We start from the raw sequence: 12,405 nt of genomic DNA on the forward strand, positions 1-12,405 counted from the left end.
TAATTTAACACAGATATACTCTCTCCTTTCTGCGTGAATATCTGTATAAGGCGTTTAGTGGGGGGGGGTGGCTATATCAAATGTGAAATAACGCACATTTAGTAGCAAGAATGCCTTGGTATTCTTGAATTTGTAGACCAAAATTCAGACTAAAGTCTGTATAATACAGATTTATCACTTTATAAAATAACATAATTTCATTTTATTTGATTTATATGCTAAGATCAAGACAAAGAAAAATATTTTTCGCGAATTTCAAAATAGTATACTTAAAATTATGAATGTTAGGGAAAGGAGGAACTATGGAATACCCGATTGGAATTGAGATGTCGAAGGACTATTTATCGTATGAGGTCAGTAAGGCTGCGTACAAGTTGGTGCACGATGTTATGCTGGTGCAGCCGGGAGAGAACGTAGTAATTACCGGAGATACCTCTACGGATAAACGTGTACTGGAAGCTCTCATGAGCGCAGCTTATACTGTTGGAGCCAATCCGCTGCTTGTTTTCGCACCGACCAATTTAAGTACCTATTCAGAACCGGCGGCTCCGCTTGGAAATGCAGTTGCTGTTTCCGATGTCTGGATTGAGTTATCATACGGTTCCATCTTCCTGAGTGATGCATGGAAGAGAGCAATTGATTTTGGCTGCCGTTACATTAATCTTACCGGTATGGATGCAACCATGATCGTGAATTGTATCGGAAGAGTCGATGTTAACAAGGTAGTAGAGCTGGGAGAGGCTTTAAAGGCTAAATTAGAGGCAGGAAACGATATTATCATTAAAGATAATAATGGAACTTATTTAACAGCCCAAAATGAGGGAAGAAAAGTTCGTCACTCCGGTCAGCTGGCAACCTTTAAGGGGTATCCGTTCATGATGGCTGGCCAGATTAGCTGGTGTCCAATAGAGGAAACGATTAATGGAACCCTTGTATTCGATGTTGCGATTTTCCCGCCGACCGACATGGGTGCAATTTCTGAAAATGTGAAACTCACCTTGGAAAATGGACGTGTAACTAAGATTGAAGGCGGAAAAGAGGCCGAACGTTTCAGCGCATGGCTGCATTCGTTCAACGATCCGAATATGTTCCGTTTGGCACACTATTCACTCGGATTCAATCCGGGCGTTATGAAACCAACCGGACGTATCGTAGAAGATGAACGAATTTTTGGATGCATGGAATTTGGTATTGGAAGTCAGGGTAAAATGATTCGCGGAAGCTACTGGACAGCAGCTTCTCACACAGACGGTGTAGTATCGAAACCTACAATTATCGTAGATGGCGTGACAATTGAGGAAAACGGAAAATATGTGGATCCGCAACTTGCTGAAATCTGCAAGCAGATGGGAGTTGAAGGATATTAATCCATAGTCATTAACCTTATAACAGAGGAAAGGAGCTTCCTGTATAATAAAAAGCGTAGACGTTGAAAATTGAAAATACCTCAGAGTACAATAAGACTACTGACTGGCAGGTTAGTAAAAATCTTATTATACAGAGAGGTATCTACAATGAAGTCTAACACACAGAACGCAAAAATTGAAGCTATTACAGAAAAAACTTTGGTACTCGGAATTGATGTCGGAAGTGAAATGCACTATGCCAGAGCTTTTGATTACAGAGGAATCGAGTATTCGAAGAAGCCATTTAAGTTTAGCAACACAGAGGCCGGATTTGTGACATTTAAGGAATGGATCCTGGACCTCAAAGAAAGACATGAGAAGGATAAGGTGATTCCAGGTATGGAACCGACCGGGCATTACTGGTTCAATCTTGGAAAGTTTCTACAGGATAATGAAATGAAACCGGTGCTTGTAAATCCTCACCATGTGAAAAAATCAAAAGAACTCGACGACAATAATCCGACTAAAAATGACCGTAAGGATCCGAAAGTTATAGCAGGATTAGTTAGAGAGGGACGTTACATGATCCCATATCTGCCGGATGGTGTTTATGCTGATCTTAGAACAGCATCAAACATAAGATTCCAGTTACAGGCGGAACTTACAAGAATTCAAAACAGGATCAGTCGTTGGTTCAATATATATTTTCCTGAATATAAGACGGTATACGGAAAGTCGGATGCCAAGAGCGGAATGCTAATCCTTAAAACAGCACCACTCCCTGAAGATATCCTGACGTTAGGTATCGATGGAGTGAACCAAATCTGGCGTGATGAGAAGTTAAGAGCAGTTGGAAAGGCGAGGGCGAAGACCCTGATAGAAGCTGCTGAGCACAGCGTTGGAAGCAAAGAAGGTGCGGTGTCTGGAAAAATGGAAATTCGAATGCTTCTGGAGGACTATGAATCCAGAAATACGCGTCTACAGGAAGTTATGGTTCTAATTGAAGAACTGGTAAGAAAGATTCCGATGACTGAAAAGCTGTTAGAGATCAAAGGTGTGGGAATCAGGACAGTGTCAGGATTCCTTGCAGAAGTAGGTGATATCAGCCGCTTCAACAATCCGAAGGAACTGCAGAAACTTGCAGGATTGGCATTGGTTGAAAATAGTTTGGGAAAGCACAAGGGCGAGACAACAATAAGCAGACGAGGTCGAAAGAGACTTATATATCTACTCTTTGAGGTTGCAATGTCACTTGTGTCGAAGAACCAGAAGTTCAGGGAACTCCATAATTATTACACAACCAGAAGACTAAATCCATTGAAGAAAATGCAGTCACTTATGGCAATTGCAGCTAAGCTGATACGAGTCTTTTATGCCATTCTGACGAAAGGTGTGGATTATGATCCGAAAAAGATGGTCAGTGACATCAAGAGACCAGCAGTTTATCTACAGGCTGCGTAAGAAAGATAAGTAACTGTAATGGAGGCTGTCATGTGGACAGCCACTGAATCAAGCGGAATGTAACAGATAACGTCCACTGATCACAGTGCTGGAACAGGAAGCGAGTCAGTAATCAATAATACAAAGAATGAGCCAGTAGTCGGCAGAAATCATCACCAAGGGGCATGACCCCGTAAAGGAGCATAGCTGACACCCTGGTTATGGGTAGGCAGAACGAAGGAAGTTAGGACCTCTGGAGACAGAGATGATCCTGGTGGATATAGGAGGTTAGCTGCCATAGAGGGAAGGGCATACGCAAGACCAGTAAAGCGAAAATCAATGACGTTTTATTTCGTATACCATTCAACCGCTATTTCAGTACCTGATACATCGAAATGCTCATAGCTGTGGCTTATTCACTGAGATATGAAAGGTTGAAAAACCTTGAATTTTCAATAAAAAACACTTGATTATATGAGGAGGAGATCTGTATGCGACTGGAAGAACATCCTGTCCTGGATTTTGACCGGGGAGAAGAGGTCGTTTTTTACTATAACGGTCAGCCCATCACCGGCTTTACCCACGAAACCATCGCCGCCGCCCTGCATGCGGCTGGCATCCGCACACTGGGACACAGTCCCCATCTGCACCGTCCAAGAGGTCTTTTTTGTGCCATCGGCAACTGTTCCTCTTGTTTCATGACTGTAGACGGTGAGCCAAATGTCCGCGTCTGCGTGACCCGCGTAAAGGCCGGCATGAAAGTGGAAGAACAGCACGGAAAGGGGGTTGTCCTATGATCAAACAGACCGAAATTCTCGTCATCGGAGGCGGACCGGCGGGTCTCTCTGCTGCCTGTGCCGCCGCCGAGCTGGGAGCCAGCGTCCTCTTATGTGAGCGCGATTACCTCCCCGGCGGTCAGTTAGTCAAACAGACGCACAAATTTTTTGGTTCCGAAAAACAATATGCCGGAGAACGCGGCATCCACATCGGAAACCTGCTGATAGAAAAAGCGAAACACCATCCAAATATTGAAATTTTGACAGAAGCAACCGTGCTGGGAATCTATGAGGACGGCATCGTTACTGTTTTTTATCACGGAAAACACATGAAAATCCGCCCATCCAAAATCATTCTCGCCACCGGCGCTTCTGAAAAGTTTCTGGAATTTCCCGGCAATGATCTTCCCGGTATCTACGGTGCCGGTGCCGTGCAGACCCTCATGAATGTCGCCGGCGTCAAACCGGCTGAACGTGTTTTAATGGTCGGTGCAGGCAATATCGGTCTGATTGTCTCCTATCAGCTAATGCAGGCAGGGGTTGAGGTTGCCGGCATTATTGAAGCCGCCCCAAAAATCGGCGGTTATCTGGTCCATGCCTCGAAAATCCGCCGCGCCGGTGTTCCTATCCGGACTGGTTATACGATCGAAAAAGCGTATGGAACTGATGCCCTTGAGGGCGTTGTCATCGTACAGGTTGACTCCCAGTTCCAGCCTGTCCCCGGCACGGAAGAGACGATTCCCTGCGATACGCTCTGTCTGGCAGTCGGACTGGCTCCGCTGACCGAGCTTTGCTGGCAGGCTGGCTGTGATATGGCATTTATCCGCGAATTATCCGGGCATATCCCGCTGACCGATGAAAACCTGGAAACCTCGGTTCCGGGCGTCTATGCAGCCGGCGATGTTTCCGGAATCGAAGAAGCCTCTTCCGCTATGGTGGAAGGCCGTCTCGCCGGATGTGCCGCTGCCGAAAGCCTCGGCTATGAGCCTGTCCGGGCGGCAGCCGAAAAGGAAGCTGCCCGTTCGGAGCTTTCTGAACTGCGCTCCGGTCCTGCCGGTGCCAGAATTTTAAGCGGTCTGGAAAAAGCCCGTAAACTTCGCCTGGAGCATGACATATGCAGGAAAGGAGGCGCATCCGTATGTTAATTCAGACAGGAATCCCGGATAAAGAAGCCATTGAAGCAGTTACGCCGGATGAAACACGTTTTTTAAAGGGCGCCGTTGCCATCGCAGAGTGTTTTCAGAAAATCCCCTGCAATCCCTGTACAAAGGCCTGTGTAAAAAAAGCAATCCACATTGAGCCAGATATCAACGAGACACCCGAAATTGATTTTGATGTCTGCAATGGCTGCGGTGCCTGTATGCTGAAGTGCCCGGGTCTTGCCATTTTCATCGTTGATAAAACATACAGCCCGACCGAAGCCCTCGTAAAGCTTCCGTTTGAATTTCTGCCGCTTCCTAAAAAAGGAGAGCTTGCCTGCGGTCTGAACCGCTCCGGCGAAGCACTCGGCTGGTTCCCGGTCGTACAGATCATCCAGGGCGGCGCTAAAAATAAAACCAACATTGTCTGTCTGGCGGTTCCGAAGGAACTTGCCATGGACGTTCGGGCAATCAAAGTAGGGGGGTATCAAAATGGATGATAAAAACACAATCCTCTGCCGATGTGAAGATTTAACCCGCGAGGACATTTTAAAATGTATTCAGGATGGTTACCGCACCATCGACGAAATTAAACGTGTAACCCGTGCTGGAATGGGTCCCTGTCAGGGACGTACCTGCCGGATGTTGATCGCACAGGAACTCTCTTCCTATTATAAACTTCCTCTGGAAGAGGTCCTGATGCCAACCTTCCGCCCTCCTGTCAAACCTATCAGCATGGGCGCTCTGGCAGACGCCTGGGAAGAAACCGTCCAGGACGGGGATGAAGGTTCTTACGGATCCTACGATCCATCTGCTACAAAAGGAGGTGGCTGCGAATGAAAAAAGCCTACGATGTCATCATTATCGGCGGAGGCATTATTGGATGTGCCACCGCATTTGAACTCGCCAAGCGTGGAATCACAGACATCCTCCTGATTGAGAAACGCTTTCTGACCTCCGGCGCAACGGGCCGCTGCGGCGCCGGTATCCGCCAGCAGTGGGGATCCGAGCTGAACGCGCGGATCGCTCTGGAAAGTACCCATATCTTTGAACATCTGGAAGAATATACCGGCTATACGCGCAGCTGCGGTCTCCATCAGGGCGGCTATCTTCTGGTTGCTTATACAGAAAAAGAATGGGCACAATTTCAGGAAAACCTCAAAGTCCAGCATAAGCTCGGCATTGATTCCCGCGCCGTCGATTTAAAAGAAGCAAAAGAGATTGTTCCATACCTGAATACCGACGGTATGTTTGGCGCTACCTTCTGCCAGAAGGATGGTCACGCAGATCCGTTCCAGTGTACACAGGCCTACGCACAGGGTGCCAAACGGATGGGTGTTGAATTTCTGACCTACACCGAGGTCACCGGGCTTCAAACGAAAGCCGGACGCATCCACGCCGTTGAGACAACAAACGGAACCTTTGAAGCCAGAACCGTCATCAACTGTGCCAACGTCCATGCGCCAGAGCTGGCTAAAATGGTTGGTGAGGATATTCCTGTTACCTCGGAACGCCATCAGGCGCTGGTAACCGAGCCGGTTGCACCTCTCATCGACTGCATGGTCATGTCCTTCCACCGTTCCTATTATGTCCAGCAGACACCGCATGGAAGCTTCGTCATGGGCATCGGCCCCCACGAAGCCCCCAGCTACAATTTCAATTCTTCCTGGCAGTTTCTGGAAAAGAACTGCGCTGTCATGTGTGAAGCACTTCCGATTCTGCGGAAACTGAAAGTGGTCCGCCAGTGGGCTGGACAGTACGATTTAAGCCCGGACTGCAACCCTGTCATCGACGAGGCGGCTGAGGCAAAAGGATTTTACAGCGTCTGTGGGTTCTCTGGTCACGGTTTCATGGTCTCCCCCCGCATCGCCATTCTCATGGCAAACCATCTCGCCGGGCAGGAGGACAGCATGGATATCAAGTTATTCAGCAAAGAACGCTACAAAACCGGCAAGCTCCTCCTGGAGCCGGCGGTTGTATAGATATAGCATAAACGCAAAAATCGGCAGTAAACGAACCAATTTTCGTTTACTGCCGATGCTTTTACGCCTCTTTCGTCCCTTTATTCTTTCGATCCAGAATAACCAGAACCACAATCAGCGCTGCGAATCCCACGCCGGTTCCCACCCAGCCATTGGCGGTAATTCCGGCCGCCAGATAACCGAGGAAACAGCACGCCGCTACGCACAGCACATACGGGATCTGGGTCGATACGTGGTTGATGTGGTGGCACTGGGCGCCAGCCGACGCAAGGATGGTCGTATCCGAGATCGGGGAAACATGGTCGCCGCAGACCGCACCTGCCAGAATCGAAGCCGTCACGATTGTAAGGCTGTTCATATTTTCAGCGCCAACCACCGCAAATGCAATCGGAAGCAGAATACCGAAGGTACCCCAGGACGTACCGGTCGAGAACGCCAGCCCCGCCGCGATGACGAACATCAGGGCCGGCATCAGGGAGCCGACCAGCGCATTGCCGCCCACTACCTCTTTGACATAGCCGCCGATGTTTAAGTAATCCGCACTGCAGATACCAGACAGAGTCCAGGCAAGGCACAGAATCATGATCGCCGGGATCATCGCCTTGACGCCGATCGTGAAGGATTCACAGAACTCATTGAACCGGATGACACGGCGGATCATGTAAAATACAAAGATAAACACCAGTGTGAAGAAAGAACCAAGCACCAGGCTCAGTGCCGAATCACAGTTGGCGAACGCCTCAACCAGACCAACGCCGTCCAGGATGCCACCTGTATACAACATACCGCTGACGCAGAACGCAATCAGAACCAGGATCGGAAGAATCAGATCGATAACCTTTCCGTTGCCGGAGATCTCCATCGCCTCCGCCTCGACCGTCGTCTCTTTTCCGGTCTTTTTCACCTGTTCTTCATAGCGTTTCATCGCCGCGAAATCAAAATCGCCTGCTACCAAAAAGAGCATGAAGCAGATCGTGAGAAGCGCATACAGATTAAACGGAATCGTGTGAAGGAACAGGCTGAAGCCATCCACCCCGCTGTCTTCCGGAAGCGAAGAACCGACCGCTGCCGCCCAGCTTGAGATCGGCGCGATGATACAGATCGGCGCCGCCGTCGCATCGATGATGTAGGCTAACTTCGCACGTGTGATCTTGTGCTTGTCCGTCACCGGACGCATAACCGTGCCGACGGTCAGGCAGTTAAAATAGTCATCCACGAAAATCAGCATTCCGAGGAACATGGTTGCAAACAGTGCGCCCTTCTTCGTGCGGATCGCGTGGGACGCCCACTCACCATAAGCCTTCGACGCACCAGACTTTGTGATCAGTGCTACCACGATGCCGAGAAATGCCAGGAAAAGCAGAATGTTGACATTGCCCCCGATCTTCTCGCCCATGATCGCGATCATTGTTTCCACCGCATGAAGCGGATTTGGACCCGTAAATAAAAACGCGCCCGACATAATACCTATCAGCAGAGACAGGTACACCTCTTTCGTAATCAATGCAAGCGCAATGGCTACGATAGGCGGTATTAAAGAAAAAATCGTACCGCTCATAATTACCCCCTTATGGATTATCTGTACACATTCGGGCAAATTCCGCCCGTTTTTGAGCATACTGTATCTACATAATAAATGCCCCCGGGCACTTTGTCCAGCGTCCGGGGACATTTTTTCATATTTTCTCTCTTTTTACTTTCTTTTCCTGCTTTTTATTCTGCTTTCTCCAGCTCTGCCAGTTCCAGAGCTGTCGCCTCGTATTTGGCAAGAATGACATTCTGAATCATGTCTCTGGTTCCCGAATTAATCGGGTGGGCAATATCCCGGTATTCTCCATCCGCAGCCTTACGGCTCGGCATAGCAATAAAAAGTCCCTTCTCTCCCTCAATAACCTTGATATCATGAACCACAAATTCATTGTCAAGTGTGATGGATACGATGGCTTTCATCTTACCTTCCTTCTCTATCCGCCGCACTCTTACGTCTGTAATCTGCATACCCATTTACCCCTTCCGTCTGTTCTTTGATGTACCCTATAATGTAAACCGCTCGTTCTTCTCAATGACAATCTTTACATCTTCCGGCGTACCGATGTGCGTCGTGTTGGCACGGATCGTATCACGGCTCTCTACAATACAATTCTCAATCACTGTATTGTCCCCGATGTAAACATCATTTAAAATAACAGAATTCCGGATGATACAGTTATTGCCTACATATACCTTCTTAAACAGAACCGAGTTCTCCACCGTACCATTTAAGATACAGCCGCTGGATACCAGGCTGTTCTTGACATTTGCACCCGGATTGTATTTTGCCGGCGGAAGATCATCTACCTTGGAGTAGATCTCCGGGTATTCCTTGAAGAAATAGTGGCGTACATCCGGTTTTAGGAAATCCATGTTCGTCTTGTAGTACGAATCAACCGAAGCGATGTTGCTCCAGTAAGTTCCTAACTTATACGCGTAAATGCGTTTGAGGTTCTTATATCTGACTAAAATATCGGTAACAAAATCATACCGATCCTCTGCTGCACAGCGCTCCAGAAGTTCGATGAGCTGACGGCGGCGGATTACATAGATACCGCAGGAGATCATGCTGGAGGTCGCCAGCATCGGTTTTTCCTCAAAATCTGTGATACGTCCGTCATCGTTTAACTTCACCAGACCGAAGCGGGTAACGTCCTCCTCCGGAGGCATCTCCTTGCATACTACTGTAATATCCGCTTTCTTTTCAATATGATACTCCAGTACCTTGCCGTAATCCAATTTATAGACACAGTCGCCGCCTGCAATGACCACATACGGCTCATGACTTTTCTTTAAGAAATCGAGGTTCTGATACAGCGCATCTGCGGTACCGCGGTACCAGTCGCTGCTCTCTGCCGTGATCGTCGGTGTGAATACATACATGCCGCCCTGCTTACGTCCGAAATCCCACCACTTGGAAGAACTCAAGTGCTCATTCAGGGAACGGGAGTTGTACTGCGTCAGTACCGCCACACTCTGGATGTGGGAATTGCTCATATTGCTCAGAGCAAAATCGACACTGCGGTAGCTGCCTGCGATAGGCATCGCTGCGATGGCTCTCTTATTGGATAATTCTCTCATTCTCTTGCTGTTGCCGCCAGCTAAAACAATCCCGATCGCTCTCATTGTATTCCACCTGCCTTTATGATATAATCGCCGCTCTCCAGCTCGCCGCCGTGATAATCTTCTGCCGTCGTCACGCCGGAAATCGCTGTGTTCCGTCCTATCTTCACTCCATCCGGTATCACGGAGCGCTCTCCGATCGTTACCAGATCGAACTGATATACCTTCTTGTCGTACTTGCTCTCGGCATATTCTCCGACGCCGACCTCGGCATTCTCACCGATGGTAACGTCCTCCGCCACGATCGCCTTATCCACAACCGTGCCAGCGCCGATCGTCGTGCCCTTCATGATGATCGAATCACGGATCACCGCGCCTTCTCCGATCGTAACGCCTGCTCCGATGACCGAGTTAATGACTTCGCCGTATACCTCGGTGCCCTCGCCGATGATACTGCGCTCTATCTTGGACTGCTCCGATATAAATTGTGGGGGAATAATATCGCTCTTCGTGTAAATCTTCCAGTATTCTTCATACAGGTTGAACTCCGGAATGATGTCGATCAGTTCCATGTTTGCCTCCCAGTAGGAGCCAAGGGTTCCGACATCTTTCCAGTAGCCGTTGTACTCGTATGCGAAGATACGTTTTCCAGCTGCATGGCAATACGGGATAATGTGCTTTCCAAAGTCACATCCAGGCTCGTCCGAGAGCTTGATGAGCGCTTCTTTGAGCACCTTCCAGCTGAATATGTAAATACCCATGGAAGCTAAATTGCTGCGCGGATTCGCCGGTTTCTCCTCAAACTCCGTAATGCGGTTGTTGTCATCGGTTATAACGATACCGAAACGGCTTGCCTCCTCCATCGGAACCTGCATCGCCGCGATCGTCACATCCGCATTGTTTGCTTTGTGGTATTCCAGCATTACCTCGTAGTCCATCTTGTAGATGTGGTCGCCGGACAAAATCAGCACATACTCTGGATTGTACGTTTCCATGTATTCCAGGTTCTGGTAAATCGCGTTCGCCGTACCGGTGTACCAATCGCTTCCTTTGCTCCGCTCATACGGCGGAAGTACCGTCACACCACCTACGTTGCGGTCCAGATCCCACGGAATACCGATTCCAATATGTGCATTCAGCCGCAGCGGCTGATACTGGGTCAGAACGCCTACCGTGTCCACTCCCGAATTGATACAGTTACTTAACGGAAAATCGATGATTCGATACTTTCCTCCGAAAGAAACCGCAGGTTTTGCTACTTTTTGAGTTAAGACACCCAGACGGCTGCCCTGTCCGCCTGCCAACAGCATAGCTATCATTTCCTTTTTAATCACGATATCACCCCTCGATGCTCACATATAATGTGTATTTTAAACCTGTTTTTATTATAACATACTTCACGAAAATAGTGAACAAATTTTTAATAGAATTTGTCCCAATTTTGTACATTTTCCGACATTTTTCGTTCCTTTTACATAATATTTTCGTAATTCCGGGATGTGGAATCTGAGAGTGAACCTCCCGTGAACTGAAAAAAAGCCCTGAATCTGAGACACTTTTGACTCAAAAGCATTTCCGATTCAAGGCTTTTTTACTGTATATTCTTTCTCAATTCTTCCAGACTCATCGAATCTGCAATCCGCGGCAGCTCCTCCTGTAAGATATGGACAAAGTCTTGTATATACATCGGATGCATCGCATTCCGGTGGCTGACCAGCTCAATCTTTAACTCCCGTCCCAGGTTCCGGATCGGGAACATATAGAGTTCATCCTCTGGCTTACAGGTCTGATTGTGACGGTAAGCAGCTGCCAGCAGCATTTTCGGGCACAGCGCCGCACAGATGCCGGACGCGCAGAGCAGAATCTGCGTCTCACTATCACTGATGTTATAGATGACATTAAGCTTTACATTATAACTGTCCAGATATTCCTGAATCGCATGGTTGACTTTTCCGGTCTTGAAACTCTGCGTAAACGGAATGTTGGAAAACCGTTTCAGATCAATCCCATCCTCCATCTGCCGGATCTCCTGCTTGCTAAATTCCCGCCTCAAAAGCTTGGCGGAGATAACCAGGATGATCTCATCCGTCGTCAGGGTCTGGATTTTATAATCCGGATGCGGTGACGTATTGACCCCGATAAATAAATCTACCTGTCCGTTCAACAGGCGTTCCTCCAGGATCTGTGTGTCCTCCTCCGTAAAGGATATATTTACCTTCGGGTAACACTGGTAATATCGCGGCAGCACACGGGGCAGTATGATCGGCGCGCGGGATGTACTGATTCCCAAGGTAAAACCGCCCACCGTCCCCTCCGCTATCCCCGCCAGACTCCGGCTCATACTCGTCTCCATAATCTGGATATTTAACAGGTTATGAAGCATGATCTCGCCAGCCTGCGTCAGACGGAATTTGGGACGCCGCTCAAACAACACGACATTATACTCTTTTTCCAGCCTCTTTATATGATCGCTGGCGCACTGCTGTGTAATATGAAGCTCATTTGCAGCTTTTGTAATACTCATTTCTCTGGCTACCACCAAAAAAACTTCGAATCCTATTTTCATTGTTTCCTCCGCCAGTTCTCAGTTCTATCTATTTTCTTATTCTAACCAAAAGGAGCCGTAAAA

Annotated in this window: 12 protein-coding genes; 7 read left to right on the plus strand and 5 right to left on the minus strand. The window is 48.2% G+C overall.

Going from position 1 to position 12,405, the window contains the following annotated elements; genetic code table 11:
* Positions 1-302: 302 nt before the first annotated feature.
* The 7 genes from DWZ45_RS00005 to DWZ45_RS00035 all read left to right on the plus strand — a co-directional run bounded on the left by DWZ45_RS00005 (position 303) and on the right by DWZ45_RS00035 (position 6,683).
* Positions 303-1,367 carry a hypothetical protein gene (locus DWZ45_RS00005; protein WP_118466978.1) on the plus strand — a complete coding sequence of 355 codons (1,065 nt, stop codon included), beginning with the start codon at positions 303-305 and terminating at the stop codon, positions 1,365-1,367.
* Positions 1,368-1,514: 147 nt separating this feature from the next.
* Positions 1,515-2,807, plus strand: coding sequence for an IS110 family transposase (locus DWZ45_RS00010; protein WP_118466980.1), 1,293 nt, complete (start codon positions 1,515-1,517; stop codon positions 2,805-2,807).
* 470 nt (positions 2,808-3,277) lie between these two features.
* Positions 3,278-3,583 (plus strand): (2Fe-2S)-binding protein, encoded by a 306-nt coding sequence (locus DWZ45_RS00015; RefSeq protein WP_022359568.1) that lies wholly within the window; start codon positions 3,278-3,280, stop codon positions 3,581-3,583.
* Positions 3,583-4,707, plus strand: a complete 1,125-nt coding sequence (locus DWZ45_RS00020; protein ID WP_118467738.1) for an NAD(P)/FAD-dependent oxidoreductase — start codon at positions 3,583-3,585, stop codon at positions 4,705-4,707. The genes DWZ45_RS00015 and DWZ45_RS00020 overlap by 1 nt, the downstream gene beginning before the upstream one ends.
* Entirely contained in the window at positions 4,701-5,201 is a 501-nt protein-coding gene (locus tag DWZ45_RS00025) for a 4Fe-4S binding protein (protein WP_118466982.1), read from the plus strand. Before DWZ45_RS00020 ends, DWZ45_RS00025 begins: the two co-directional genes overlap by 7 nt.
* Complete coding sequence (locus tag DWZ45_RS00030; RefSeq protein ID WP_118466984.1) at positions 5,194-5,541, plus strand: (2Fe-2S)-binding protein; 348 nt, start codon at positions 5,194-5,196, stop codon at positions 5,539-5,541. Before DWZ45_RS00025 ends, DWZ45_RS00030 begins: the two co-directional genes overlap by 8 nt.
* Positions 5,538-6,683 carry an FAD-binding oxidoreductase gene (locus DWZ45_RS00035; RefSeq protein ID WP_022359572.1) on the plus strand — a complete coding sequence of 382 codons (1,146 nt, stop codon included), beginning with the start codon at positions 5,538-5,540 and terminating at the stop codon, positions 6,681-6,683. The genes DWZ45_RS00030 and DWZ45_RS00035 overlap by 4 nt, the downstream gene beginning before the upstream one ends.
* A gap of 61 nt (positions 6,684-6,744) precedes the next feature.
* Here the strand turns inward: DWZ45_RS00035 and DWZ45_RS00040 are convergent, their stop codons facing one another.
* The 5 genes from DWZ45_RS00040 to DWZ45_RS00060 form a co-directional block, all read right to left on the minus strand.
* The gene (locus DWZ45_RS00040) at positions 6,745-8,241 is read right to left on the minus strand and encodes a Na+/H+ antiporter NhaC family protein (protein WP_118466986.1); all 1,497 of its coding nucleotides are present in this window, start codon (positions 8,239-8,241) and stop codon (positions 6,745-6,747) included.
* 155 nt (positions 8,242-8,396) lie between these two features.
* Entirely contained in the window at positions 8,397-8,681 is a 285-nt protein-coding gene (gene spoVG / locus DWZ45_RS00045; protein ID WP_118467740.1) for a septation regulator SpoVG, read from the minus strand.
* 36 nt (positions 8,682-8,717) lie between these two features.
* The gene (gene glgD / locus DWZ45_RS00050) at positions 8,718-9,839 is read right to left on the minus strand and encodes a glucose-1-phosphate adenylyltransferase subunit GlgD (RefSeq protein ID WP_022359575.1); all 1,122 of its coding nucleotides are present in this window, start codon (positions 9,837-9,839) and stop codon (positions 8,718-8,720) included.
* The gene (locus tag DWZ45_RS00055; protein WP_107001700.1) at positions 9,836-11,110 is read right to left on the minus strand and encodes a glucose-1-phosphate adenylyltransferase; all 1,275 of its coding nucleotides are present in this window, start codon (positions 11,108-11,110) and stop codon (positions 9,836-9,838) included. Before DWZ45_RS00055 ends, glgD begins: the two co-directional genes overlap by 4 nt.
* Positions 11,111-11,367: 257 nt before the next feature.
* Entirely contained in the window at positions 11,368-12,342 is a 975-nt protein-coding gene (locus DWZ45_RS00060; RefSeq protein WP_107001701.1) for a LysR family transcriptional regulator, read from the minus strand.
* Positions 12,343-12,405 lie beyond the last annotated feature (63 nt).

It is taken from the genome of Clostridium sp. AF32-7AC, assembly GCF_003477925.1.
Lineage (GTDB): Bacteria > Bacillota > Clostridia > Lachnospirales > Lachnospiraceae > Otoolea > Otoolea fessa.